Source organism: Bradyrhizobium sp. USDA 327, from assembly GCF_041262065.1.
Lineage (GTDB): Bacteria > Pseudomonadota > Alphaproteobacteria > Rhizobiales > Xanthobacteraceae > Bradyrhizobium > Bradyrhizobium liaoningense.
In genome coordinates this window covers 1,735,476-1,761,328 of record NZ_JBGCCW010000001.1, presented here as the reverse complement: position 1 = coordinate 1,761,328, position 25,853 = coordinate 1,735,476, and the positions used below count along the sequence as shown (strand labels likewise).

The 25,853-nt window shown below is 66.1% G+C and carries 17 protein-coding genes and 2 pseudogenes; 6 read left to right on the top strand and 13 right to left on the bottom strand.

The features are described from left to right. Positions 1-189: 189 nt before the first annotated feature. Positions 190-2,520 carry a PAS domain-containing sensor histidine kinase gene (locus ABIA42_RS07915; RefSeq protein ID WP_370114421.1) on the top strand — a complete coding sequence of 777 codons (2,331 nt, stop codon included), beginning with the start codon at positions 190-192 and terminating at the stop codon, positions 2,518-2,520. 48 nt (positions 2,521-2,568) lie between these two features. Here the strand turns inward: ABIA42_RS07915 and ABIA42_RS07910 are convergent, their stop codons facing one another. Continuing rightward, positions 2,569-3,462: a LysR family transcriptional regulator gene (locus tag ABIA42_RS07910; protein WP_370114423.1), complete on the bottom strand. Its 894-nt coding sequence runs from the start codon at positions 3,460-3,462 to the stop codon at positions 2,569-2,571. A gap of 224 nt (positions 3,463-3,686) precedes the next feature. Between ABIA42_RS07910 and ABIA42_RS07905 the strand changes: the two genes are divergently transcribed. From ABIA42_RS07905 to ABIA42_RS07885, 5 genes and pseudogenes are all read left to right on the top strand, one after another. Next, positions 3,687-4,160, top strand: a complete 474-nt coding sequence (locus ABIA42_RS07905; protein WP_370114425.1) for a formate dehydrogenase subunit gamma — start codon at positions 3,687-3,689, stop codon at positions 4,158-4,160. Continuing rightward, positions 4,157-5,714: pseudogene (locus tag ABIA42_RS07900) on the top strand (formate dehydrogenase beta subunit). Before ABIA42_RS07905 ends, ABIA42_RS07900 begins: the two are co-directional and overlap by 4 nt. A gap of 10 nt (positions 5,715-5,724) precedes the next feature. Continuing rightward, positions 5,725-8,598, top strand: a complete 2,874-nt coding sequence (fdhF, locus tag ABIA42_RS07895) for a formate dehydrogenase subunit alpha (protein ID WP_370114429.1) — start codon at positions 5,725-5,727, stop codon at positions 8,596-8,598. Positions 8,599-8,602: 4 nt separating this feature from the next. Next, the gene (gene fdhD, locus ABIA42_RS07890; protein ID WP_370114431.1) at positions 8,603-9,430 is read left to right on the top strand and encodes a formate dehydrogenase accessory sulfurtransferase FdhD; all 828 of its coding nucleotides are present in this window, start codon (positions 8,603-8,605) and stop codon (positions 9,428-9,430) included. After that, positions 9,420-9,653, top strand: a complete 234-nt coding sequence (locus ABIA42_RS07885) for a formate dehydrogenase subunit delta (protein ID WP_370114433.1) — start codon at positions 9,420-9,422, stop codon at positions 9,651-9,653. The genes fdhD and ABIA42_RS07885 overlap by 11 nt, the downstream gene beginning before the upstream one ends. On the opposite strand, the gene ABIA42_RS07880 is transcribed toward ABIA42_RS07885, so the two are convergent. The 12 genes and pseudogenes from ABIA42_RS07880 to ABIA42_RS07825 all read right to left on the bottom strand — a co-directional run bounded on the left by ABIA42_RS07880 (position 9,610) and on the right by ABIA42_RS07825 (position 25,815). Next, positions 9,610-12,597, bottom strand: a complete 2,988-nt coding sequence (locus ABIA42_RS07880) for a bifunctional [glutamine synthetase] adenylyltransferase/[glutamine synthetase]-adenylyl-L-tyrosine phosphorylase (protein WP_370114435.1) — start codon at positions 12,595-12,597, stop codon at positions 9,610-9,612. The two genes, ABIA42_RS07885 and ABIA42_RS07880, sit on opposite strands and share 44 nt — an antisense overlap. Beyond that, positions 12,594-14,048 (bottom strand): ATP-binding protein, encoded by a 1,455-nt coding sequence (locus ABIA42_RS07875; RefSeq protein WP_271528492.1) that lies wholly within the window; start codon positions 14,046-14,048, stop codon positions 12,594-12,596. Before ABIA42_RS07875 ends, ABIA42_RS07880 begins: the two co-directional genes overlap by 4 nt. After that, positions 14,032-14,712, bottom strand: a complete 681-nt coding sequence (locus ABIA42_RS07870; RefSeq protein ID WP_035676010.1) for a response regulator transcription factor — start codon at positions 14,710-14,712, stop codon at positions 14,032-14,034. The genes ABIA42_RS07875 and ABIA42_RS07870 overlap by 17 nt, the downstream gene beginning before the upstream one ends. A gap of 275 nt (positions 14,713-14,987) precedes the next feature. Continuing rightward, positions 14,988-16,565 (bottom strand): Do family serine endopeptidase, encoded by a 1,578-nt coding sequence (locus ABIA42_RS07865; protein WP_271528493.1) that lies wholly within the window; start codon positions 16,563-16,565, stop codon positions 14,988-14,990. Between the two features lie 221 nt (positions 16,566-16,786). Beyond that, positions 16,787-18,130: a methyl-accepting chemotaxis protein gene (locus ABIA42_RS07860; RefSeq protein WP_271528494.1), complete on the bottom strand. Its 1,344-nt coding sequence runs from the start codon at positions 18,128-18,130 to the stop codon at positions 16,787-16,789. A 113-nt stretch (positions 18,131-18,243) separates the two neighbouring features. Beyond that, positions 18,244-18,727 (bottom strand): annotated as a pseudogene (locus tag ABIA42_RS07855) (cytochrome c-type biogenesis protein). 4 nt (positions 18,728-18,731) lie between these two features. After that, positions 18,732-20,714: a heme lyase CcmF/NrfE family subunit gene (locus ABIA42_RS07850; RefSeq protein ID WP_370114438.1), complete on the bottom strand. Its 1,983-nt coding sequence runs from the start codon at positions 20,712-20,714 to the stop codon at positions 18,732-18,734. Next, on the bottom strand, positions 20,711-21,238 hold the full coding sequence (gene ccmE, locus ABIA42_RS07845; RefSeq protein ID WP_370114439.1) for a cytochrome c maturation protein CcmE: 528 nt from the start codon (positions 21,236-21,238) through the stop codon (positions 20,711-20,713). The genes ABIA42_RS07850 and ccmE overlap by 4 nt, the downstream gene beginning before the upstream one ends. Positions 21,239-21,275: 37 nt before the next feature. After that, complete coding sequence (gene ccmI, locus ABIA42_RS07840) at positions 21,276-22,382, bottom strand: c-type cytochrome biogenesis protein CcmI (protein ID WP_370114440.1); 1,107 nt, start codon at positions 22,380-22,382, stop codon at positions 21,276-21,278. 128 nt (positions 22,383-22,510) lie between these two features. Further along, positions 22,511-22,780: a hypothetical protein gene (locus ABIA42_RS07835; RefSeq protein ID WP_028177861.1), complete on the bottom strand. Its 270-nt coding sequence runs from the start codon at positions 22,778-22,780 to the stop codon at positions 22,511-22,513. 97 nt (positions 22,781-22,877) lie between these two features. Continuing rightward, entirely contained in the window at positions 22,878-24,278 is a 1,401-nt protein-coding gene (locus ABIA42_RS07830) for a hypothetical protein (RefSeq protein ID WP_370114442.1), read from the bottom strand. 160 nt (positions 24,279-24,438) lie between these two features. After that, positions 24,439-25,815 carry an ATP-binding protein gene (locus tag ABIA42_RS07825; RefSeq protein WP_370114444.1) on the bottom strand — a complete coding sequence of 459 codons (1,377 nt, stop codon included), beginning with the start codon at positions 25,813-25,815 and terminating at the stop codon, positions 24,439-24,441. Positions 25,816-25,853 lie beyond the last annotated feature (38 nt).

The following is a 25,853-nucleotide window of genomic DNA, read 5'->3' as shown; positions in this document are numbered from 1 at the left end:
ACTCCTCCCGCCCGCGAGTTTGCGGCCACCCGATGCACAAACTGCGCGTTGGATAAGAATAATTTCGCGTTAACGATTCGTTGACTCTCGACAGCCCGCGAAAACTGGATTCAAATCGGTGTGATTCGGAAGCGACGTGGGGCTGCTTCCGAGCTTCAGTTGCAAGCTGGTTTTCAGGGGGCCGAAGGCATGTCGCGTGCAGACGCCGCGAACGCATGCGTCCAATCCGATTCGATCAAGGGATTGGCGCAATCGATCGCGAAACCTGCCTATCATCGGCTCCTGATCGCGGAGCCGGCGCTGCGCCGCGCCGTGCCGACACTCATCATCGCATTCCTGATCACGATCTGCCTCGGCGCGTTCGTGCAGGTGGTCGACCAGACGCGGCAGAAGCGGCTGGTGATCAGCCACGACATTTCGGCCCTCGCCGACCTGCTCGCCGAGCGCATCGACCGCCTCACCTCGGTGCGGCAGGAACGGCTGAAGAACATCGAGAGCCTGCCGGCACTGTTGCCGGATCTGATCCCGTCCTGGGGCACGGCCTCGGGCCGCCATGTCATCGTCACCTCGGCCGGCGTCGACCGCCGTATCCTCGCCCGCATCCCGGCCGACAACGACTCCGTCGGCAACGACCGCCTGCTCGATGCGATCACGGCCGCGCAATTGATGGCGGCGCCGCCACGCGACGGCAACGTCTCCGACTTGACGCTGCCGAGCGGCAACGCAGCGATGGCGACCTCGCGGCAGATCAAGTCGCTGCCGGGCTTCGTCACCGTGATCCAGGAGCGCAACGAGCCGATCTGGGGCTCGGACGCCGCGCTCTCGGTCACGCTGTCGGCGACCACCGGCTTCGTCGTCCTGATCCTCGGCTTCGCCTTCCACTGGCAGTCGACCCGCGCCCGCGAGGGCGACATCATCAACGACGCCGTGCGCGGCCGCATCGACACCGCGCTCAACCGCGGCCGCTGCGGGCTGTGGGACTGGGATCTGTCGCGCGGCCGGATCTTCTGGTCGCAGTCGATGTTCTCGATGCTCGGCCTCGACGGCCGCCACGAGCTCCTCACCTTCGGTGAGGTCAACGCGCTGGTGAAGTCCGACGACATCGACCTGTTCGCGATCGCCGACCAGCTCATCTCCGGCGAGATCGACCACATCGACCAGACCTTCCGCATGCAGCATGTCGACGGCCACTGGATCTGGCTCCGCGTGCGTTGCGAGAAGACGCGCGGGGCGACCGATGACAGCGTGCACCTGATCGGGATCGCCGTCGACATCACCGAGCAGAAGAGCCTCGCGGAAAGGACCGTGGAAGCCGACCTCCGCCTGCGCGACGCGATCGAGACCATTCCGGAAGCCTTCGTGCTGTGGGATGCGAGCGATCGCCTCGTGCTCTGCAACTCGCACTTCCAGCGTCTGCACAGGCTGCCCGATACGGCCGTCATTCCCGGCACCTCCTACGAGACCGTGCTCGAGGTCGGCCGCATGCCAGAGGTGCGCACCCGCCACAACGAGACCGCCGCCCAAGGCCCGGGCGCGCGCACCTTCGAGGCGCAGCTCGACGACGGCAGCTGGCTGCACATCAGCGAACGCCGCACCAAGGACGGCGGCTACGTCTCGGTCGGCACCGACATCACCCGCATCAAGGAGCACGAGCAGAAGCTGGTCGACAACGATCTGCGCCTGCGTGCCACCGTCATCGACCTGAAGCGCTCGCAGGCCGCGCTGGAGCGCCAGGCGGTCGAGCTCGCCGACCTCGCCGAGAAGTACCAGCGCGAGAAGACCCGCGCCGAGGAAGCCAACCAGACCAAGTCGAAGTTCCTGGCCAATATGAGCCACGAGCTGCGCACGCCGCTCAATGCCATCATCGGCTTCTCCGAGATCATGGGCTCGGGCATGTTCGGCGAGCTCGGAAGCGAGAGATACCAGGAATACTGCCAGGACATCCTGACCAGCGGCCACTATCTGCTCGAGGTCATCAACGACATCCTCGACATGTCCAAGATCGAAGCCGGCCGCATGAAGCTCGACATGGAAGAGCTCGACCTCTCGAAGACGCTTGTGGAGTCCCTGCGGGTCGTCACTGGCCGTGCGCAGGACAAGCGTCTGACGCTCGACGCCGACATCGCAAAACCCATCTCCGTCATCGCCGACCGCCGCGCGACCAAGCAGATCATCGTCAACCTGCTCTCCAACGCCGTGAAGTTCACGCCCGAGGGCGGGCGCGTCGTGGTGCGCAGCCGGCAGCTCGACGACAGGATCGTGCTGATGATCGCCGATACCGGCATCGGGATCGCGCCACATTCGCTGGCGCGGCTCGGCCGCCCGTTCGAGCAGGTCGAGAGCCAGCTCACCAAGACCTATCACGGCTCGGGCCTTGGCCTGGCGATCGCCCGCTCGCTGGCGCAGCTCCACGGCGGCTCGATGCGGCTGCGCTCCAAGCTCGAGGTCGGCACCGTCGTGCGCGTGACCCTGCCGCGCGACGCGATCAAGGCGGCGTCCGGGATATCGGCGGCGGCCTGAACCTCTGCCGCAGGGAAAGTGCCACCTACGCTGCCGACGCGTTAGCCCCTACAATTGCAGCGTCGGCGCCACTTCCCGCGCCACATTGACCAGCGCCGCGATCAGCGGCGTCATCGGGTCGCGCTGCGGGATCACCATGCCGATGCTGTAGTTGACATCGGGGTCGACGATCGGGATCGAACGCACCGTATCGGACAGGCCAAGCGTCTCGGCGAGCTTGGCCGGCATCACGCTCGCCCAACGCCCCGTCTTCACATGCGTGAACAGCACCAGCAGCGAGTTCGAGGTCAGCGTCGGCGTCGCCTCCGCGCCGACCGAGCGCAATGCGCGGTCGATGATGCGGCGGTTCTGCATGTCGGGCGTCAGCAGGCATAGCGGCACCTGGCCGACCTCCTTCCAGGTCACCGTCTCGCGGTCGCCGAACATCGCATCCGGCGCGGTCAACAGACGATAGCTCTCGTTGTAGAGCGGAATGGTTCGCACCTTGCCGATCGGCTCGTTCTCGATGTAGGTGAGCCCCGCATCGACCTCGAGATTTTCGAGCAGCCCCAGCACCTCGGACGAGGTGGTGGACTGGATGCGGAAGCGCACCTCGGGATGCTTGGCGCGAAACGGCGTCGTCAGCGAGGCGACCATACCGAGCACGGTCGGGATCGCGGCGATGCGGATCTCGCCCGAGAGCTGATGCTTCAGCCCGTTGATCTCGTCGCGCATCGCGCGGGCATCACCCACGATCCGCCGCGCCCAGTCGAGCGCCCGCTCGCCTTCCGGGGTAAATCCCTGGAAGCGAGACCCGCGCTGGACCAGCATCACGCCGAGGATCTCCTCGAGCTGCTTGAGCCCGGTCGACATCGTCGGCTGCGTCACGCCGCAGGCTTCCGCCGCGCGTCCGAAATGCCGCTCCTTCGCCAGCGCCAGCAGCAGTTCAAGCTTGTCGATCAACCGGTTATCCCTTCGGATGCTGTGGTGGCATGCAAGCTAGCACGCCCACTCCTCCGCAACACGCAAAAACCGCCTGCGGGAGCAGATTCGATTGCGATTTGAAATCAGGTGATCGCGCCTTTCAATCGATCCGACTTCGCAATCGCAGCACGGGACAGCTTTATTGATCTTCGAATGATTCGAAATAGTTTGGGAGCAGGAAACGCTCTGGTTGAGAATGACGAATGACAGCGGTTTATGATTGGGACGAGACGCGCGGCGCCGAGATCATCGCCGAACATGCCGGGCAGGAAGGCGCGACGCTCGTCATCCTGCATGCGCTTCAAGAGGCGTTCGGCCATGTGCCGCAGGCGGCAATTCCCATGGTGGCGAAGGCACTCAATCTGTCGCGCGCCGAAGTCCATGGCGTGTTCACGTTCTACCATGATTTCCGCCACAAGCCGGCCGGCCGCCATGTGCTGAAGCTGTGCCGTGCGGAAGCCTGCCAGGCCGCGGGCGGCGACGCGCTGGCTGCGCGCGCCGAGGCAAGGCTCGGCATCTCGCTCGGCAACACCACGGCCGATGATCGCGTCACGCTGGAGCCGATCTACTGCCTTGGCCTGTGCGCGACTGCGCCGTCTGCGATGCTCGATGGCCGCCTCATTGGCCGGCTCGATCAGAAGCGCCTCGATGCGCTGGTTGCGGAGGCGCAGCGATGAGCATCCGTCTGTACGTCTCGCGCGATGCCGGTGCGGTTTCCGTCGGCGCCGACGAGGTTGCCCTTGCGCTGGAGCAGGCCGCAGCCAAGCGCGGCGTTGCAGTGGAGATCGTCAGGACCGGCTCGCGCGGCCTCTACTGGCTGGAGCCGCTGGTCGAGGTAAGCGACGCCCCAGGGCCGGATCGCCTTCGGGCCTGTCACCGAGACCGACGTGCCCTCGCTCCTCGCCGCGCTCGCCGGCAACACGCCGCATCTCCTGCGGCTGGGAGCGACCGACGAGATTCCCTGGCTCAAGCGCCAGACCCGCCTCACCTTCGCCCGTTGCGGCGTGATCGACCCGCGCTCGCTCGACGACTACTGCGCCCATGGCGGCTACAAGGGCCTCGCGCGCGCTCTCTCGCTTGGATCGGATGCAATCCTCAACGAAGTCACCGCATCGGGCTTGCGCGGCCGCGGCGGCGCAGGCTTCCCGACCGGCATCAAGTGGAAGACGGTTGCCCAGGCCAAGGCCGACCGCAAATTCATCGTCTGCAACGCCGACGAAGGCGACAGCGGCACCTTTGCCGACCGCATGATCATGGAAGGCGATCCGTTCCTGGTGATCGAGGGCATGACCATCGCCGGCATCACCGTCGGCGCGTCCAGGGGCTACATCTACATCCGCAGCGAATACCCGCACGCGGTCGAGGCGATGAACGCGGCCATCGTCGCGGCCAGGCGCGGCGGCTATCTCGGCACCAATATCGGCGACTCGAAGCAAGCCTTCGATCTCGAAGTGCGCGTCGGCGCCGGCGCTTACGTCTGCGGCGAGGAGACCTCGCTGCTGGAAAGCCTCGAAGGCCGCCGCGGCATCGTGCGCGCCAAGCCGCCGCTGCCGGCGCATCATGGCCTGTTCGGCAAGCCGACCGTGATCAACAACGTGCTGTCGTTCGCCGCCGTCCCCTTCATCCTCGCCGAAGGCGCCAAGGCCTATGCCGATTTCGGCATGGGCCGCTCGCGCGGCACGATGCCGATCCAGCTCGCCGGCAACATCCGTTACGGCGGACTGTTCGAGACCGCCTTCGGCGTCACGCTCGGCGAACTCGTCGACGACATCGGCGGCGGCACGTTCACGGGCCGTCCGGTCCGTGCGGTTCAGGTCGGCGGCCCACTCGGCGCCTATTTCCCGCACGCGCTGTTCGACACGCCGTTCGACTACGAAGCCTTCGCCGCGCGCGACGGCCTGATCGGCCATGGCGGCATCGTCGTGTTCGACGACAGCGTCGACATGCGCAGGCAGGCGCGCTTCGCCATGGAGTTCTGCGCCATCGAATCCTGCGGCAAGTGCACGCCCTGCCGGATCGGCTCGACCCGCGGGGTCGAGACCATCGAGAAGATCATCAAGGGCGAGCGTGTGAGCGAAAATCTCGCGCTCGTCGAGGACCTCTGCAACACCATGAAATTCGGCTCGCTCTGCGCGCTCGGCGGCTTCACGCCCTACCCCGTGCTCAGCGCATTGAAGCACTTCCGGGAGGATTTCGCGCCGGTCCCGACCACGCTTCAGGCCGCGGAATAGGAGAACGACAATGTCTCTGATCGAAGAAATCGACTTCGGCACGCCGCGCTCGAAATCGGAAACGATGGTGACGCTGACCATCGACGGCAAGGAGGTGACGGTGCCCGAGGGCACCTCCATCATGCGCGCCGCGATGGATGCAGGCCACCAGATTCCAAAGCTCTGCGCGACCGACATGGTCGACGCGTTCGGTTCCTGCCGTCTCTGCCTCGTCGAGGTCGAGGGCCGCGCCGGAACCCCTGCCTCCTGCACCACGCCTGTGATGCCCGGCCTGGTCGTGCATACCCAGACCGAGCGGCTGAAGCGGCTGCGCAAGGGCGTGATGGAACTCTATATCTCCGACCATCCGCTCGACTGCCTCACCTGCGGCGCCAACGGCGATTGCGAGCTGCAGGACATGGCCGGCGCAGTGGGCCTGCGCGACGTGCGCTACGGCTATGAAGGCGAGAACCACGTTTCCGCCAGGACGGACGGCTGCACCAACGACAATTGGATGCCGAAGGACGAGTCCAACCCGTACTTCACCTACGATCCCTCCAAGTGCATCGTCTGCTCGCGCTGCGTCCGTGCCTGCGAGGAGGTGCAGGGCACTTTCGCGCTGACCATCTCCGGCCGCGGCTTCGACAGCCGCGTCTCGCCCGGCATGAGCGAAAGCTTCCTCGGCTCCGAATGCGTCTCCTGCGGCGCCTGCGTGCAGGCCTGCCCGACCGCGACGCTGACGGAAAAATCCGTGATCGAGATCGGCCAGCCCGAGCATTCCGTCGTCACCACCTGCGCCTATTGCGGCGTCGGCTGCGCCTTCAAGGCCGAGATGCGCGGCGAGGAAGTGGTACGCATGGTGCCGTACAAGGACGGCAAGGCCAATCGCGGCCATTCCTGCGTCAAGGGCCGCTTCGCCTGGGGCTACACCAACCACAAGGAACGCATCCTCAAGCCGATGATCCGCGAGCGCATCGAGGATCCCTGGCGCGAAGTGTCCTGGGACGAGGCGTTCTCGTTTGCCGCCGCCAGGATGCGCGGCATCCAGAAGAAATACGGCCGCGACGCCATCGGCGGCATCACCTCGTCCCGCTGCACAAATGAAGAGACCTATCTGGTGCAGAAGCTGATCCGCGCCGGCTTCGGCAACAACAACGTCGACACCTGCGCCCGCGTCTGCCATTCGCCGACCGGCTACGGTCTTGCCACCACCTTCGGCACTTCGGCAGGGACGCAGGACTTCGACTCGGTCGAGGAGACTGATGTCGTGGTCGTCATCGGCGCCAACCCCGCCTCCGCTCACCCCGTCTTCGCCTCGCGCCTGAAGAAGCGGCTGCGCCAGGGCGCAAAGCTGATCGTGATCGATCCGCGCCGCACCGAGATGGTGGAATCGCCGCATGTGAAGGCGCTGCATCTGCCGCTGATGCCCGGCACCAATGTCGCGGTCATGACGGCGCTGGCGCATGTCATCGTCACCGAAGGGCTCGTCAACGAAGCCTTCGTGCGCGAGCGCTGCGATTGGAGCGAGTTCGAGGAATGGGCCGCCTTCGTCGCCCAGCCGCAGAACAGCCCGGAAGCCACCGCCATCCTCACCGGCGTTGATCCGAAGGATCTGCGCGAGGCAGCCCGCACCTACGCGACCGGCGGCAACGGCGCGATCTATTACGGCCTTGGCGTTACCGAGCACAGCCAGGGCTCCACCACCGTGATCGCGATCGCCAATCTCGCGATGGTAACAGGCAATATCGGCCGCCCCGGCGTCGGCGTGAACCCGCTGCGCGGCCAGAACAACGTTCAAGGCTCCTGCGACATGGGCTCGTTCCCGCACGAGTTGCCCGGCTACCGCCACATCTCGGGCGATGCGGTGCGCGAGCAGTTCGAGGCGCTCTGGAACGTCAAGCTCAACCCGGAGCCCGGCCTGCGCATTCCCAACATGTTCGATGCCGCGGTCGAAGGCACCTTCATGGGCATCTACGTGCAGGGCGAGGATATCCTGCAATCCGATCCCAACACCTCGCATGTGGTGGCGGCGCTGTCGGCAATGGAATGCGTCATCGTCCACGATCTCTTCCTGAACGAGACCGCGAACTACGCCCACGTCTTCCTGCCCGGCTCGAGCTTCCTCGAGAAGGACGGCACCTTCACCAACGCCGAGCGCCGCATCCAGCGCGTGCGCAAGGTGATGACGCCGAAGAACGGCATGGCCGACTGGGAGGTCACCATCGGCCTTGCCAAGGCCATGGGCTTCGAGATGAAGTACAATCACCCCTCCGAGATCTTGGACGAGATCGCGGCGCTGACCCCGACCTTTGCCGGCGTCTCCTACGCCAAGCTCGACGAGTTCGGCTCAGTGCAATGGCCCTGCAACGAGAAGGCGCCCGAGGGCACGCCGGTGATGCACATCGACGGCTTCGTCCGCGGCAAGGGCAAGTTCGTCGTGACCGAGTATGTCGCGACCGACGAGCGCACCGGCCCGCGCTATCCCCTGCTGCTCACGACGGGCCGCATTCTCAGCCAGTACAATGTCGGCGCGCAGACGAGGCGCACCGAGAACGTCGTCTGGCATTCCGAGGACCGCCTCGAGATCCATCCGCACGACGCCGAGCAGCGCGGCGTGCGCGACGGCGACTGGGTGCGGCTGAAGAGCCGTGCCGGCGAGACCACGTTGCGCGCGGAGATCACCGACCGCGTCGCGCCGGGCGTCGTCTATACCACCTTCCACCATCCGGACACGCAGGCCAACGTCATCACGACCGACTATTCGGACTGGGCCACCAATTGTCCCGAATACAAGGTCACGGCGGTGCAGGTCTCGCCGTCGAACGGCCCGTCCGACTGGCAGAAGGCCTATGACGCGCAGGCGCGGCACTCCCGCCGCATCGCACCGGCCGAGGCCGCGGAGTAACCGCATGCACGTTCCGGTCCAGGCCATCGACCGCGAGATCTGGCGTGATGGCATCGCATCAGAGGGGACACGGCTGATCCCCGAGGAGACGCCGCTGGCGCTGACCTATAATGGCGGCACCTACGCCGTCATGATGGGGACACCGCAGAACCTGGAGGATTTTGCGGTCGGCTTCAGCGTGAACGAAGGCATCGTCGGATCGGTCGAGGACATTCGCTCTCTCGACGTGGTCCGTCTCGACGACGGCATCGAGCTGCGGATATGGCTGGCATCGGAAGATGCTGCCCGCATTAGCGAACGCCGTCGTCACGTCGCGGGACCCACCGGCTGCGGCATCTGCGGCATCGAGTCCATTGCCGAGGCGGTGCGGCCGGCGGCCGTGGTGCCGCAGGGGCAGACCTTCACGCCGGAGCAAATTATGACGGCGATGCAGGCGATCGCGCCGCTGCAATCGATCAACATGCAAACCCGCGCCGTTCACGCCGCCGCGTTCTGGTCCCCCGCAGGCGGCATCGTCGCGCTGCGCGAGGATGTCGGCCGTCACAACGCGCTCGACAAGCTCGCCGGGGCCCTGGCGCGCAGCCGCGCGGATACGCGCGGCGGCATGGTGCTGCTGACGAGCCGCGTCTCGGTGGAGATGGTGCAGAAGACGGCCGCGATCGGCGCCCCCGTGATCGTCGCCGTGTCCGCACCGACCGCGCTCGCGGTACGCACGGCGGAAGCCGCCGGCATCACGCTGATCGCGATCGCGCGGCAGGACGGGTTCGAAATATTCTCGCATGGCAGCCGGATCGTCGCGCGCCATGCCACGGAGGTTGCCGATGTCGCCTGACCGCCTGATCTACATGGCCAACCAGATCGGCACGTTCTTCCGGAGCCAGGGCCATGACAAGGCCGTGCCGGGGATTGCCGAGCACATCAAGAAATTCTGGGATCCCCGGATGAAGCGCGCGATCTTCGCCCATCTCGATGCCGGCGGTGCGGGCCTCGAGCCCGATGTGCGCGAGGCCCTCACCTCGCTGAAGCAGGCGACGTCCCTTCCAGCAGCGTCCTGAACACGCGCCGCACCTCGGTCTGGGTCTCCTTCACCCGCGCCTCCAGCGACGAGAAGTCCGGCGCGTCGCCCGCGCGCGCCATCACGCGCAGGAGGTCGGTGCCGGCGGTCTCAGGCTTGAATCGCTCGCTGACGCAAAGCCGCAGGATCTGCGTCAGGTCGTGATAGAGCCGCGCCGCGGCACGCAGGATCTCGGTCTCGGACTGCGCGAGCACGCCGAGCCTGCATGCATTTTCCAGCACCTGCATGGTGCCGACGTCGAGAATGTCCGGCTTGTCGTGGGCATGCACGAGCTGGAGATATTGCGCGATGAAGTCGATGTCGACCATGCCGCCGGCGGCATGCTTGATATCCCAGCAATCGGCCTCGCCCTTCTCCTGCGCGATCGCGCGCCGCATGTCGGCGACGTCGTTGGCCGTGATTGCGGGATCGCGGCGGCGGGTCAGGACATCGCGGATGACACGCTCGATCCGTTCCCGGAATTCGGGCGATGCCGACACCACGCGGGCGCGCGTCAACGCCATGTGCTCCCAGGTCCAGGCCTCGGTGGCCTGGTAGTCCGCGAATGAAACGAGACTCGAGGCGACCGGACCGGCGCGCCCCGACGGCCGCAGGCGCATGTCGATTTCATAGAGCACGCCATAGTTGGTGCGCGTCGTGAAGGCGCTGATCAGGCGCTGGGTGAAGCGCGCGAAATAATGCGCGCCCTGAAGCGATTTCGGCCCGTCGGAGTCCGGATTGTCGCTGTCGAAATCGTAGAGCAGGATCAGGTCGAGATCGGACGAGGCCGTCATCTCGCGGCTGCCGAGCCGGCCCATCGCGATGATCGCGGTCTCCTGCCCCTTGATCCGGCCGTGCTGGGCGGCAAAGCGATCGGCGACGAGGCCATGCACGGTGTGCACGATTCCTTCGGCGACATCGGCAAAGGCGGTGCTCGCCTGCTGCGCCGAAACCGTGCCGGACAGGATGCGCGTGCCGATCAGGAACAGGCTCTCCTGGCCGAACAGGCGCAGGCGATCGAGAAATTCCTCGTAGGAGTCCGCGTCTCGCACGGTGGTCGCGAGCCGGCCCGACAATTCCTGCCTGTCGGGCATGGCGCCGAAGAAGCGCGGATCAATCAGACCATCCATGAGTTGCGGCTGCCGCGCCAGCATTTCGCCGAGCCGCGGCGCCGCCCCCAGCACCAGCGCCACCAGCGCGACGAGATCGCGGTTCTGGCCGAGCAGCGTGATCAGCCGGCCGCCGCGCTGGAGCGCCCCGAGGAAATGATCGAACGCCACGACGGCGCGATCCGGCTCCTCGGCGTGGGCAAGACCGTCGATCAAGGCCGGCACGAATTCGACGAAGGCGCTTCGCGTCGCCTCATTGCGGAATACGCGGTAGTCGCCGGTGATCCAGTCGCGCACGGTCTGCGCGACGGCGGCCGGCTTCTTGAAGCCGAGCGTCACCAGGTGCTGGAGCAGGCGCGGATCGTCGGGACCCGCACTGTAGTCGAGCGCCGGCAGCCTGGCCGTTCCGGTTGGATCGTCGCCCTCGAACAATTTTTCGTAGTGACCCTGGACGATCTGGAGCTGGCGCAACAGGTCGCGCGCAAAGGCTTCGCGATCCTGATAACCGAAGAACCACGCGAAGCGCTCGACCGCTTGCCCGTCCTCAGGCAGCGTATGGGTCTGCTCGTCGGCGATCATCTGGAGGCGATGCTCGACCCGGCGCAGGAATTCGTAGGCCGTGGTCAGCTCGTCGCGCGCCGCAGAGGTGATCCACTTGCTGGAGGCGAGGACGTCGAGCGCCTCGAGCGTCGGCCGCACCCGCAATTCCGGATGGCGGCCGCCCGCAATCAGCTGCTGAGTCTGCGCGAAGAACTCGATCTCGCGGATACCGCCGCGCCCGACCTTGACGTTGTGTCCCTCGACCGCGATCTCGCTCTGGCCACGATAGGTTTGCATCTGCCGCTTCATGTCGTGGACGTCGGCAAGCGCGGCGAAGTCGAGATGCTTGCGCCAGACGAACGGCGCGATCTCTGCCAAAAGCGCTTCACCCGCCCTGGGATCGCCGGCGCAGGCCCGCGCCTTGATCATCGCGGCGCGTTCCCAGGTGCGCCCTTCCCGCTCGTAATAATGCAACGCGGCGTCCCGCGAGATCGCCACCTGTGTCGAGGACGGATCGGGCCGCAGGCGCAGATCGACGCGGAAGACGTAACCGTCATAGGTGCGCTGCTGGAGGATGCGCGCCATCCCCTGCGTCACACGGACGAAGAACGGCTGCGGCTCGATGTCCGCCGCCAGCGTTGTCGCATCGGGATCGAAGAACACGATCAGATCGATGTCGCTGGAATAGTTCAGCTCGCCCGCGCCCATCTTGCCCATCGCGAGCACGATCAGCCCGCAGCCCTCTTCGGGCGCCTCCGGATTGGGCGGCGAGAGCTTGCCGCGTGCGGCTTCCTGCCGCAGCAGATATTGCAGCGCCGCCTGCACGGAGGACACAGCAACATCGGTGAGCGCCGCCGTCACCCGCATCACCGGCCAGACACCGCCGATGTCGCACAGCGCGATCAGCAGCGCGGCCTCCGCCTTCATGCGGCGAAGCAGCCGCATCACTTCGGCCTCGTCAGGTGCCGCGAGCACCGCACCCCTTGCCTCAGCGATCAGTGCGGCGAGATGCGTATCCGGATCGCATTCGAGCAGCCGGATCAGGCGCAGGGCATCGGCGCGCACCAGATCGAACAGATAGGGCGAGAATTCCGCGATCCCGGCCAGGATGTTGCGGGCGAAGGGGTGGCCCAGGAGCACGTCCAGACGGGCCGATTGGGCCGGCTCGAGCTCGGCCAGCCAGCTTTCGAAACGTCGTTCGTCGGTTGTGGAAGCGGCAATATGGGGAGCCTCCGCGAAGCGTGCGGCCAACCTCTCACCATGCTTGTCCGCGTTTCCCGGCGCGGAGTGGTTCATGCCACCTTCTGTGGCACATCCGGCATTGACGGAGCAACCCTGTCGCCCGCGCGCGCCGGCAGCACCAGCGTGGCGACAAGACCGGGATGGGCATCGCCCAGCCGCAATTCTCCGCCATGCAGCGTGGCAACAGCCGAGGCGAGGCTGAGGCCGAGGCCGGAGCCCGGCAGCGTGCGGCTCGCCTCCAGCCGGACGAATCGCTCGACGGCATGCTTGCGGTCGCCTTCGGGAATGCCGGGGCCGCGATCGGTGACGCTGAGCAGCACCTGATCGCCCTCACGCCGGGCCTCGATCGTGATCTGCCGGCTATCCATGCTGACCACGGTTCCCGCGGGCTGCGAAGCGGGCTTGCCGTATTTGATCGCATTCTCGACCAGATTGGCGAGCGCCTGGCTGATCAACTCGCGATTGGCATGAACCGGCGTCGGATCGGCCTTCACCTTCAAGGTCATGCCGTCGTCCTCCGCCAGGGGCTCGTAGAGCTCGTGGATGCCATTGGCGACATCGGCGGCGTCGAAATCGTCCATGTTGCCGCGCGCCTGTCCGGACTCGGCGCGCGCGATCATCAGAAGCGCGTTGAAAGTACGAATCAGCCCGTCGGATTCCTCGATCGTCCGCTCCAGCGCGGCGCGGTAATCGGCCTCGCAGCCTGATTTCGCCAGCGCCTCCTCGGCGCGATTGCGCAGCCGCGTCAACGGCGTCTTGAGGTCGTGGGCGATGTTGTCGGAAACCTCCTTCAGGCCCGCCATCAGCGCCTCTATCCGCTCGAGCATGGCGTTGAGGTTCTCGGCGAGGCGATCGATCTCGTCGCCGCTGCGCCCCACGGGCAGGCGCTCGCTGAGATCTCCGGTCATGATCCGCTGCGCCGTGCCGGTCATGGCGTCGATGCGCCTCAGCACCCTCCGCGCGACGAAAATGCCGCCGGCGAGGCCAAGCACGACCACGATGAGGACCGACCATTGCGCCGCCTTGGCGACGATGCCGAACAGGCGCCGCCGCTCGGCGAGGTCGCGGCCGATCAGCAGGCGGAAGCCGTTCTCCAATTCGGTGACGCGAACGAGCGCGCGATGGTCGCGATCATCCGTATCCTCGATCCGCCGGTAGGCGGTCTCGGACCAGCCACGGGTCGCCATCACGCCGGGCGCGAGCGAGCCGACATTGCCGGCAACCGCCTGCCCGGTCGGGGTGGTCACGAGATAAAGGTTCGCGCCCGGGCGCAGCGCCCGATATTCGATCGTCCGTACGAGGCCAAACAGGCCACGGCGCCCGTAGATCTCGTTGATCTCCGAGGTTTCGGCATTGACCGTCTGCGTGATCTCCTCGGTGATCAGCCGCCGCGTGTTCCAGGCGAAATAGGCCAGCAGCGAGGCCGCGAACATCGCGAACAGCAGCAGATAGACCAGCGTCAGCCGGAACGCCGTGGTGCGGACGAGTTTACCGAATGCCGTCACGGATCATGTATCCGGCGCCGCGGATCGTGTGCAGCAGGGGACGCTCGAAACCCTTGTCGATCTTGGAGCGGAGCCGCGAAATGTGCACGTCGATCACGTTGGTCTGCGGATCGAAATGATAGTCCCAGACGTTCTCGAGCAGCATGGTGCGCGTCACCACCTGGCCGGCGTGCTTCATGAGATATTCGAGCAGGCGGAATTCGCGCGGCTGGAGCGTCAGCTCGTCCTTGCCGCGGGCGACGCGATGCGACAGCCGGTCGAGCTCGAGATCGCCGACGCGGTAGAGCGTGTCCTCCGCCGGGCCGCCGCGGCGGCGCGACAGCACTTCGACACGGGCCAGGAGCTCGGCGAAAGAATAGGGCTTCGGCAGATAATCGTCGCCGCCGGCACGCAGGCCCTTGATGCGGTCGTCGACCTGCCCGAGTGCGGAGAGAATCAGCACCGGCGTCGTGTTGCCCTTGTCGCGCAGTGCGCCGATCAGCGACAAGCCGTCGCGCTTGGGCAGCATGCGATCGACCACCAGCACGTCGTAGTCGCCGCTTTCTGCCATGGCGAGGCCTTCCTCGCCGTCAGCGGCATGGTCGGCAATGTGTCCGACTTCGCGAAACGCCTTGGCGAGGTAGTCGGCGGATTCACGGTCGTCTTCGATGATGAGGAGGCGCATCGTGCGTTCGGCGGCGGTCAAGGAGGTCAACCTTCTCTAAACATGGCGCGAGCGGCAACGGCATGCAAGCCGAGCGGGAGAGTGTCGAAGCAGGAAAAAGGCGGGCGGTGAAGCTGGGGGGACCTCACCGCCCTAGGCCTTCCGACGGAGGGGGGCGTAATTCCACCGGAAGGTAGACTGGGGAAGCCAGCGTTGCGCTGCTTCCCCGAAGGGCACCGGCGGCGGGGGCGACTGATGCCGGCGATACCCTTCATCTCGTAGGCCTCCTTAAGGCCTCAGCCCTTGGCGAGGGGCACCGCGACGAAGCGCGACTGGCCGCCGCTCTTCACGCGCATCAGGACGCTGTTCTTGTTGTCGGTCCGCGCCGCGTTGATGGCGTCACGGACTTCGCCCGCGGTGGCCACGCTCTTGCCGCCGACTTCGAGGATCACGTCGCCTTCCTTGAAGCCGCGTTCGGCCGCGGCGCTCTTCGGATCGACTTCGGTGACGACGACGCCTTCCTTGCCGGCGCCGGCCACGGAGTTTGCGGGCGCAACGGTCATGCCGAGCTTGGGCACGTCGGTGCCGCGATTGGCACGCTTGCCGCTGTCATTGTCGGTGTCGGCCTTGGCCTCGACCGTGTTCGGCAGCTGGCCGAGGGTGAGGTTCACGACCTTGTCCTGGCCCTTGTGCAGCACGTTGAGCTTCACGGTCGCGCCGGGCGCCATGCCGCCGATGGTGCGGGCGAGCTCACGGGCGTCCTTGACGGATTCACCGTTGACCGCCGTGATCACGTCGCCGGACTCGATGCCCGCCTTGGCGGCCGGACCGTTGGCCTGCGGCTCCGCCACCAGCGCGCCTTCGGCCTTCTTCATGCCGAGGCTGTCGGCGATGTCGGAGGTCACGGGCTGGATCTGCACGCCGATCCAACCGCGGCTGACCGAGCCCTTGTCCTTCAGCTGCGCGACCACGCTCTTGACGGTGTTGGCCGGAATCGAGAACGCGATGCCGACGCTGCCGCCGGACGGCGAGTAGATCGCGGTGTTGACGCCCATCACCTCGCCGTTGGTATCGAAGGCGGGACCGCCGGAATTGCCCTTGTTCACGGGCGCGTCGATCTGGATGAAGTCGTCATAGGGCCCATTGCCGATGTCGCGGCCGCTGGCCGAAACGATGCCCGCGGTCACGGTGCCGCCGAGGCCGAAGGGATTGCCGACCGCAAGCACCCAGTCGCCGATCCGCGGCTTGCTGTCGGCAAGCTTGGCGAACGGGAAGTTCGAGCCGCCCTCGACCTTGATCAAGGCGAGGTCGGTGCGCTGGTCGGTGCCGATCACCTTGGCGGTGTAGGTCTTGCCGTCATCGGTGGTGACCTCGACCTTGTCGGCGCCGTCGACCACGTGGTTGTTGGTCACGGCATAGCCGTCGGCCGAGATGAAGAAGCCGGAGCCCTGGCCCTGCACGACGCGGCCGCGGCCTCCCTTCAGGCCCGGGACACCATCGGGACCGCCGAAGCGGCGGAAGAAGCGCTCCATCGGCGAGCCCGGCTGGAACGGCGAGGAGGAATCATCGCCGTCATCGCTGCTCGCGATCTTCTCCTTGATGTTGACCTTCACCGAGATCACCGACGGCTTCACGCGCTCGACGATATCGGCAAAACCGACGGGACGCTCAACCTGACGAACCTCGTTGTTGACCTGCGCGTGCGCCGGGCTGGAGAACAGGTCGGCCGGCGAGGTCGAAGGGCTGAAGCCGTAGACAGCCGCGCCGAGGCCGGCGACGACCGAGGCCATCAGCGCGAGCTTGCGCGCAGAGAACACCGACCGGCGCGGCTGCCGGTACGACGGAAGGTTCGAAAGGTCGGGACGTTCGGTCATGCAGAAATCTCCAGGGCCTTGAATTCTTTTGGCGCTGGATGCCAGCACCTTACGGACCTGAAGATGGGGGCTCGCGCCTTACCGTGCGCTGGCTGGGGGGTTAAACTTTCGTAATGAAGAGATGAGGTGGATGCGGCAGTTTAGCGCATGCCGAAAATCGTGGTCTTACAGGAACTTAACCGAGTTCCTGGAAAGGCGCATGAACGCAATTCTGGGCGCTCTCAGCTTGCCCTGACACTGACGATGAACTCGTCGACTTCGCGCTTCAGGGTCTCGGCCTGCTGCGACAGGTCAACCGCGGAATCGCGCGCCTCGGCGGCCATGCGGCCGGTCTCTGCGGAGGTCGAGGTGATCTGGACGATATGGTTGGAGACGTCGAGGGTGCCGCGCGCGGCGTCCTGGGCACTGCGCGTGATCTCCTGCGTGGCGTTGCGCTGCTGGGCGGTATCGATCTCGATGCCGGACATGATGGACGAAATCTCCGACAGCGTCCTGGAAATGCCGTCGATCGCGCCGCGGGTCTCCGCGGTGATGCCCTGAATGCTGGCGACATGGGAGGTGATCTCCTCCGTCGCCTTGCTGGTCTGATGCGCCAGATTCTTCACCTCGGAGGCGACCACGGCGAACCCCTTGCCCGCCTCCCCTGCCCTCGCCGCCTCGATGGTGGCATTGAGCGCCAGGAGATTGGTCTGCGATGCGATCGCCTGCACGAGCTGGACGACCTCGCCGATCTTGTCGGCGGCATCCGACAGCGTGTGGATGGTATCGCGGCTCTTCTCCGCCTGGGACGCCGCGCCCTCGGCGCGCTGGGTCGCGTCCGTGACGCGGCGGCTGATCGTACCGATCGAATTCGTCATCTCCTCGGCAGATCCTGCGACCGTCTGCACGCTGGTGCTGGCCTGGTTCGCGGCGCTCGCGACCGCATTGGCCTTGCTGCTGGTGTCGTTGGCCGTCCGCGACAGCGTCTCGGCATTGGTCTTCAGATGCACGGCCGACGACGCCACGCTGTCGACGACGCTGGCGACGAGATCGTTGAAACGCCTGATCCGGTCGTCTAGGAATTTCGACCGCTCGGCCTGATGCTGCGCTTCGTGCAGCTGCTGCTCGGAGAGGCGGCGCCGCTCGAGGCCGTTGGTCTTGAACACCTCCAGCGCACCGGCGAGCAGGCCGATCTCGTTGGTGCGGCCGAGCCCGGGAACGGACGTCTCGAACTTCTGGTCGGCGACCTCGCGCATCGCATGCACGATCGCCGCCAGGGGACTGAGAATGCCGTTGCGCACGGCGAACCAGGTGGTGAGGCAGATCGCGGCGGCAAGGATAGCGATCACGCCGCAGGCGACCAGGAACCAGGAGAACGCGGTCTGCGCCTGCTGATAGATCTGCATGGCATGGTCGCGCACGGGGCCGCTCAGCGAGGCGAAGTCCGAGGACAGGCTGGTGATCTCGTTGTTGAGATAGAGCACCGCGATGAAGCCGGTGCCGCCGCCGATGCCCAGCAGAAACAATAACGCAGCGACGACGGCGCCGACCAGGAAGCGGATCGTCAGATTGCTGTTCGCGAACATCGGGAGGACTCGGAGGCTGGAATCGATCTCGCGACAAGCTTCCAGACAAAGGTCAAAATAGCATGAAGCGCGCGGCAGCGGCCGCAGCCTCCGCTCCATTTTGTGGTTCGACGTCAGGAAGATTTGGCATCGTCCGACATCAACGCAGCGAGCCGCGCCTCCTCCTCGGGCGTGAGCGGCGCCGCCGGTACGCTCTGCACCGCTTCGCGCGCGGCGCCGGATCTGCAGCCACAGCGCCAGGGCCCCGCCGAGCAGCAGCACCGGCCCGAGCAGCCACAGCAGAAGATTCTGTCGTTCGAAGCGCGGTTTCAGCAGCACGAACTCGCCGTACCGCGCCACCAGGAAATCAAGCACCTGAGAATTGCTGTCTCCGGCGGCGATGCGTTCGCGCACCAGGAGCCGCAGGTCGCGAGCGAGCGGGGCGTCGGAATCGTCGATCGACTGGTTCTGGCAGACCATGCAGCGCAGCTCGCGCGACAGCTCCCGCGCGCGCGATTCCTTGGCGGGGTCCGACATGATCTCGTCGGGCTGGACGGCGTGGGCCGCAGGCAAAGCCAGCAGCATCAACGCGATGAACGCGGCCATCATGCGGCGCATCGGATCATTCCGCGGGCTGGAGGCGCTGCTTGGCCCGCGCCGGCTTCGGCGCGCCGACACGCAGGCGACGGTCGGAGAGCGAGAGCACGCCGCCGAACGCCATCAGCACCGGCCCCCACCAGATCAGCAGCACCATCGGCTTGTAATAGATGCGCACGGCGATGGCGCCTTCGGCAGTGGCATCACCGAGCGAGACGTAGAGCTGGCTCGCGCCGCGGGTCAGCAGCGCGGCCTCGGTCGTCGACGAGCCGCGCGTGGTGAAGCTGCGCTTCGACGGCGTCATGACCGTGAGCGCCTCGCCATCACGGCTGATCTTGAACTCAGCGATCATCTCGCGGTAGTTCGGGCCCTGGCGCTGAAACAGCCCGTCGAGCTTCAGGTCGTAACCGGCGACATGAGCGACGTCGTTCGGCTTCATCGTCGCGATGTATTCGCTGTTCCAGGTGGTCTCGCAGACGATCCCGATCAGCGCGACGCCGAGGCCGGCATGCGCAAACGCCGTGCCCCAGGCCGATCGCGGCAGGCCGCGCGCCCGCTGCAGCACCGTCGCGAACGGCAGGCGAACCAGGCCCGTCCGCTCGACGATGTCGGTCACGGCGCCCGCGATGACGAAGACGCCCAGCCCGATCGCAAGCGGCGCCAGCGTGCTGCCGCCAGTTGCCCAGCCCCAAGCGATGGCGACGGCGACGAGGCCGGCAACGCCCGCCGCGAGCAGGCGCTGCATCACGCCGAGCAGATCGCCGCGCTTCCACGCCAGCATCGGCCCGAACGGCACCGCGAGCAGCAACAGGGCAAACAGCGGGGCGAAGGTGAGATTGTAGAAGGGAGCGCCGACCGACATCTTGAAGTCGGCGAGCATCTCCATCGCCAGCGGATAGAGCGTGCCGAACAGCACGACCGCGCAGGCGACCGTGAGCAGGAGATTGTTCAGCACCAGCGCGCCCTCGCGCGAGATCGGCGCGAACAGGCCGCCCTGCTTCAACGAGGTGGCGCGGCCCGCGAACAGCGCAAGGCTGCCGCCGATGAACAGGCAGAGGATCAGCAGAATGAACACGCCGCGGGTGGGATCGGTGGCGAAGGCATGCACGGAGGTGATGACGCCCGAGCGCACTAGGAAGGTGCCGAGCAGCGACAGCGAGAAGGTCAGGATCGACAACAGGATCGTCCAGACCTTCAGCGCATTGCGCTTCTCCATCACCAGCGCGGAATGCAGCAGCGCGGTGCCGGCGAGCCACGGCATCAGCGAAGCGTTCTCGACCGGATCCCAGAACCACCAGCCGCCCCAGCCGAGCTCGTAATAGGCCCAGTACGAGCCCATGGCGATGCCGAGCGTCAGGAAGATCCAGGCGACCAGCGTCCAGGGCCGCACCCAGCGCGCCCAGGCGGCGTCGATCCGTCCCTCCATCAGCGCCGCAATGGCAAAGGAGAACGAGATCGAGAAGCCGACATAGCCGAGATAGAGCATCGGCGGATGCACGGCCAGCCCGATGTCCTGGAGCACCGGATTGAGATCACGTCCCTCGACCGGCGGGTTCGCGATGCGCAGGAACGGATTCGATGTCACCAGGATAAAGAGATAGAAGGCGCTGGCGATCCAGGCCTGCACGGCCAGCACATGCGCGCGCAGCGACAGCGGCAGATTGTTGCCGAAGCTCGCGACCAATCCGCCGAACAGCGCGAGGATCGACACCCACAGCAGCATCGAGCCTTCATGGTTTCCCCACACACCCGTGATCTTGTAGAGCAGCGGCTTCGTCGAGTGGGAGTTCTCGTACACGTTGGCGACGGAGAAATCCGAATTCACGTGCAGCATCACGAGCGCCACGAACGACACACCGACGAACAGGAGCTGCGCCAGCGCCGTGGAGCGCGCCACATTCATCAGGGCGGCATCGCGCAGGCGCGCGCCGATCAGGGGCACGATGGACTGAATCAGTGCCAGCCCAAGCGCCAGCACCAGCGCGTAATGTCCGGATTCTGCGATCACCGCATCGCTCCTTGCGGATTGCCCTGTGCGGTCGTGGCCGCAGGCTTGGCTCCCTCAGGAGCCTTGATGCTGTCAGAAGCCTTGCCGCCGTAATCGTCCTTCCAGTGCCCCTGCTTCTTCAGGGCATCGGCGACCTCCTTGGGCATGTAGGTCTCGTCGTGCTTGGCAAGGACGGTATCGGCCTTGAACACGCCGTTGGCGTCGAGTGCGCCTTCGGCGACCACGCCCTGCCCTTCGCGGAACAGGTCGGGCAGGATGCCTTTGTAGGCGACCGGCAGCTTTGCGTTGCCGTCGGCGACCTCGAAGGTCACCGCCAGATTGTCGCCGCGCTGCAGCGAGCCGGGCTGCACCAGCCCGCCGAGGCGAAACCGCTTGCCGGGCTCGACGTGCTTCTCGGCGACCATGGTTGGCGTCGAGAAGAACACGATGGAGTCGCGAAGTGCGTTGAGCACCAGCGCGGCCGCGAGCGCGAGCACGGCGAGCGAGCCGCCGATGATGGTCATACGTCGCTGCTTGCGCGTCATGGCGTATCCGTTCTCCGCTCGTCTCGTCCCGAAATCGTCATCCGCCGAGCCCGAGAGTCCTCAGGCCGTCGTTGAGCTGGCGCAGTCGCTCGGCGTCGCTGGCAACCGCCTGCCGGGCATCGGCCGATGCCCCCATGGCCTTGTCTCGCTCGCCCATCACGAGATAGGCGCGCACCAGGCGCAGCCAGCCCTCGACATCGTCACCGTTCTGCTTCAGCCGCGTGGCCAGACGATCGACCATGCCGCGCACCATCGCGTTGCGATCGCCTTCGGCCATATCCTTGGAAGCAGCAATCGTCTCATCGGACAGCGCGGGCATCGCGCCGCCCCCGCCGACTCGCGCGAGCGAGGACTGCACCAGGGCACGCCACGGCGCATCCGCGGGCGCCTTCGCAAGCAGCGCGCGCCAGATCGTGGCTGCATCGCCTTTGCGGCCGTCCTGCTCGGCCGCAAGACCCAGGAAGTAATTCGCCTTGGGATCGTCGGCGTTCAAGGCATGTGCTCGCTCGAATTCGGCCTTGGCGTCGGCGGTCACCACGCCGCCGGCAGCGGCCGCGATCGCTTCGCCAAGATCGGACCGGCGCTCCGCGCTCTCGCCATTGTAGGTGAGCGAGTTGCGATAGGCGCGCACCGCGTCGTCGAAGCGGCCGAGCCGCTCCAGAACCGGCGCGAGCACGTTCCAGCCACGCCCGTCGGTCGGATTCTTTTCCAGATGTTGCTCGACCTGTACGACGAGGTTCTCGAGCGATTGCGCCATGCCGGACCCGCGCTCGCGCTGCGCCAGGGGAAAGTCCTGAAGCTTGGGTGAGCCGAGCGGCATGTAGACACCGACCGCAACGAGCGGCAGGCCGGCGAGCGCCAGCACGGCCGCCACACGGCGCCATTTGAGGTTCGACTTCGGCGCCATTGCGGGCTCGCTGGCTGCCGCCGCGAGCAGCCTGCGGCTGATCTCGACGCGCGCAGCCTCGGCCTCCGGCGCCGGAATCAGCCCTGCGGCCAGATCACGCTCGATCTCGGCCAGCTGGTCCTTGTAGACCGCGACCTCGCTGCCCTGACCTTGCGCGCCGCTACTGCGGCCAAGCGGCCAGAGCACGGCGAAAATCGCCGCGACCGTCATCAGCGCGAACACGAACCATAGAGTCATCTGGCAAGCTTCCGGTAGCGCACGAAGCGCCTATAGGTGCCTTTACACCACGGCCGGACAATGCGGCAATTGACAATTGTCAAAGCGCTCCACGGCATACAGTCCCGAAGAGTTGAAAATCCAACAGCTTAGCCGATCTCGAAGTCCGCACTTCGCGCCGCGTCCTCGCCGTGCCCGTTGAAGGCCCTCAGGAAGTATGTTCCCGGCTTGATTGCATCCGGCAATCTGATGCGCAACGCTCCGACCGGAACCCGAGATGCAACCCTCGTGGTCGTCTCCGGCAGTTGCCGGTCGCTTGCCTTCTCGACCAGTACCACCTTGGCGCCGACCATCAGCCTTTGATACTTGGCAACGATGACGCGGTTCTCAATCTCGATCGAGCTGATAACGGGTTTCATGCGCCCACAGATAGAAATTCCCGGACTTGCTCGGGGACCGTACGGCGCGCCATCGATATGGTCAACCAGAAATTGCGGCGGTGAAATTTGCGCTTAGTCAGCCCGCGCGCGACGATTTGCGCTCGCCAGTGAGTGCGTTCTCTGCGGCCCGGCTCATCAGCGAGGCGTAATCGTCGCCGAACAGCACCTGGCAGAAGCGGATCGCGGCCTGCACCTGCTGCTGTCGATACCCGCGGACCTTGTGATCGGCGGCGCGCAGCGACTGCACCAGCTGCTCGGTCGAGCGTTCCACATATTGCTGGAGGTCGGAATAGGTGCGCAGCGTCACCTCGTTGATCGCAAGCTCGCTCGCATAGTTGCGGCAGGTCGCGACGAAGTCGATCAGCGCCACCGCTTCCTCCACCTCCGTGCTGTCGACCCGCGCGCCCGGCGGAATGTCTTTCTCGGGGCGCTGGCGCAGGATGCGGCGAACGCGGCCGGGAACGCTGTCGATTTCGGACTGCAGCGCATTGGAAATGTCGGCTCGGATCGACGTCAACTGCTTGCCCCAGGCGGAATCATTGCGCAGGTCGAGCTCGGTGCGCAGACCGCGCACGCCGTCGTGCAGCGTCTTGAGATTGCCGGCGACGTTGTCGAAATGGCCGCGCTTGATGTCCATGCGAAGGATCGCCGCCACGCAGGACAAATCATGCAGCGCCATCGTGACGGCAACGCCATAAGGCGTTGCCGCGACACGGATCTCGTCGTCGGACGCAGCAATCTTGATGGCGAGGCGGATGATCTGCCAGGGGGCGGTCATCCGCTGCACGACCATCGAGAGCGCGAAGGGCAGCATCTGCGGCGTCTGAAGCGCCGGAATGTTGAGCGCCGACGTCACCGAGGCGATCTGTGGATCGCCGAAGGTGCGCAGGAAGCGCGGCAGCCTCTCGTTCACGGTGGCGATGGCCTCGCGGACCTGGAGTATCGCACCAATCGAATAGAGATCCTCGATCACGTTCGGCGGGCCGACGCGGGCCAAGGCGCGCGATTTGTCGCCTCCGCCCGGTCCCGTCAGCTCGAAGATGGCATCCGCGGCCACCGTCTGGAGCTTCGAGGCCAGGGCTTCGACCTGCCCTGTATTGTCGGCCGGCATGCGCGACAGCAGCGCCTCGACTTCGTTCACCTTGCCCGGTGCGCCGTCACGGCCGAGCCACTGCCAGATCGGCTGGAGCGAGGAGCGGCGAATCTGGCCGACCCGGATCGGAGTGCCCGCCTCGACCAGGAATGGTTCCAACACCTGGAACAACAGCCGCGACAGATCGTCCGTGCGCGGTGGCGCGGCTTCATCGGCTTCGGTCTTGCGGACGATGTTGCGCAGCTGCTCGAGCACCAGGGTCGCGACAGCCGTATCCTGGCCGCGCTCCAGCGCGCGCTCGAACTCTCGCATCAGCAGGGCCTGCGCCTGCGGCGGGAGCTGCGCGAGATATTCCCTCAGCCGCTCGATCGATGTCTGGCTCATGCGCCCGGGTAATGCACGGTAAAATGGCGGACATGGGATGCGTCCGGGCGCGATCATAGGACGCCCCACTTAAGAAGCCGTTTAGGAAGTGGGTCCGAATGCCCGCGGTTTCCACCAGACGGAGATCGACGAAGGCGAAAAACAACGTCAAAACAAGGAACTACAGCCCCGGAAGGACCAATTCGGCGCGCAGGCCACCGGTCGGCGCAGCGCCGAGCGAAAGGCTGCCGCCATAGAGCGCGGCAAGATCGACCACGATGGAAAGGCCCAGTCCCGATCCGGGCTTGGACTCATCGAGCCGCTGGCCGCGCCTGGAGACCTGCGCGCGTTCCGCTTCCGACAGGCCACGGCCGTCGTCATCGACAATGATCCGCAGGCGCGGACCCGCACCCGCCTGGTGCGGCGCCTCGACCAGGACCTCGATCAAGACGCGCGAGGCCGCCCATTTGCAGGCATTGTCGACGAGATTGCCGACCATCTCTTCCAGATCCTGCCGCTCGCCGCGAAATTTCGCCGACGGATCGGCCCTGGCTTCGACGACGATGCCACGATCGCGATGGATCTTCTCCATGGTCCGCCGCAGCGCCTCGATGGCAGGCGCCACCTCCGTCACGGTCGCGACGATCGAGACCCGCGCCGCAAGGCGCGCACGCTCGAGATGATGGGCGACCTGGTCGCGCATCAGGTCCGCCTGCTCCATCACCTTGGCCGCGAACGGATCGGCCAGGTGGGTGCCGGCCTCGTTGACGATGACCGAGAGCGGCGTCTTGATCGCGTGGGCGAGATTGCCGACATGGGTGCGCGCGCGCTCGACGATCTCGCGATTGGCATCGATCAGCGCGTTGGTCTCGCGCGCCAGCGGCGCGATCTCGACCGGGAATTCACCCTCGAGCCGTTCGGCCCGGCCGGAGCGGATGTCAGCGATCGACTCCGAGATGCGCTTGAGCGGCGCGAGGCCGAAGCGGACCTGGAACACGGTCGTCAGCAGCAGCACGATGCCGAGCGCGGTGAAGGTGCCGCCGAGATAGTAGTCGAAGCTTCGCGTCTCGTCGAAGATCTCGGTGTCGTCGCCGGCGACGCTGACGAGATATTTGCCGTCGGCGCCGAGGTCGACCGGCCGTTCCACCATGCGCAGATTCTGCCCCTCCGGGCCGTCGACATAGGCGAGGCGGATACCGGCGGCGGTAAGCTCGGCGCCCTGGTCTTCCAGCTTCGGCAGCTTCTTGTCCCAGAGCGAGCGCGAGGAGCGCACCTCCGGCTTTTCGGTGTCGGTGCGCGTGATCTGCCAATACCAGCCGGACAGCGGCAGCTCGAACAGGGGCTCGCCCAGCGACTGGAACTGGCGGTCCGGCGGCTCGTCAGGGGTCGCGACCTCGGCGATGAGGGTGCGCAGATAAAGATTGAGCCGGCGATCGAAGGCGCGCTCGGTGGCGTTCTTGTAGACCGACGACAGCACCACACCGGTGATGGCCAGGATCACCACGAGCCAGGCGGTCGCCGACAAGAACAGTCGGTTCGCAAGCGAGCTAGCGGCCATCGGAACGGTCCCGGCGGGGGCTGGAAGTCAGGTCGTCG

What these genes read in the sequence shown, in the direction of transcription:
- ABIA42_RS07915 (WP_370114421.1), top strand. Translation starts at nt 190, where the DNA reads ATGTCGCGTGCAGACGCCGCGAACGCATGCGTCCAATCCGATTCGATC.
- ABIA42_RS07905 (WP_370114425.1), top strand. Translation starts at nt 3,687, where the DNA reads ATGACAGCGGTTTATGATTGGGACGAGACGCGCGGCGCCGAGATCATC.
- fdhF (WP_370114429.1), top strand. Translation starts at nt 5,725, where the DNA reads ATGTCTCTGATCGAAGAAATCGACTTCGGCACGCCGCGCTCGAAATCG.
- fdhD (WP_370114431.1), top strand. Translation starts at nt 8,603, where the DNA reads ATGCACGTTCCGGTCCAGGCCATCGACCGCGAGATCTGGCGTGATGGC.
- ABIA42_RS07885 (WP_370114433.1), top strand. Translation starts at nt 9,420, where the DNA reads ATGTCGCCTGACCGCCTGATCTACATGGCCAACCAGATCGGCACGTTC.
- ABIA42_RS07880 (WP_370114435.1), bottom strand. Translation starts at nt 12,597, where the DNA reads ATGAACCACTCCGCGCCGGGAAACGCGGACAAGCATGGTGAGAGGTTG.
- ABIA42_RS07870 (WP_035676010.1), bottom strand. Translation starts at nt 14,712, where the DNA reads ATGCGCCTCCTCATCATCGAAGACGACCGTGAATCCGCCGACTACCTC.
- ABIA42_RS07865 (WP_271528493.1), bottom strand. Translation starts at nt 16,565, where the DNA reads ATGACCGAACGTCCCGACCTTTCGAACCTTCCGTCGTACCGGCAGCCG.
- ABIA42_RS07860 (WP_271528494.1), bottom strand. Translation starts at nt 18,130, where the DNA reads ATGTTCGCGAACAGCAATCTGACGATCCGCTTCCTGGTCGGCGCCGTC.
- ccmE (WP_370114439.1), bottom strand. Translation starts at nt 21,238, where the DNA reads ATGACGCGCAAGCAGCGACGTATGACCATCATCGGCGGCTCGCTCGCC.
- ccmI (WP_370114440.1), bottom strand. Translation starts at nt 22,382, where the DNA reads ATGACTCTATGGTTCGTGTTCGCGCTGATGACGGTCGCGGCGATTTTC.
- ABIA42_RS07835 (WP_028177861.1), bottom strand. Translation starts at nt 22,780, where the DNA reads ATGAAACCCGTTATCAGCTCGATCGAGATTGAGAACCGCGTCATCGTT.
- ABIA42_RS07830 (WP_370114442.1), bottom strand. Translation starts at nt 24,278, where the DNA reads ATGAGCCAGACATCGATCGAGCGGCTGAGGGAATATCTCGCGCAGCTC.
- ABIA42_RS07825 (WP_370114444.1), bottom strand. Translation starts at nt 25,815, where the DNA reads ATGGCCGCTAGCTCGCTTGCGAACCGACTGTTCTTGTCGGCGACCGCC.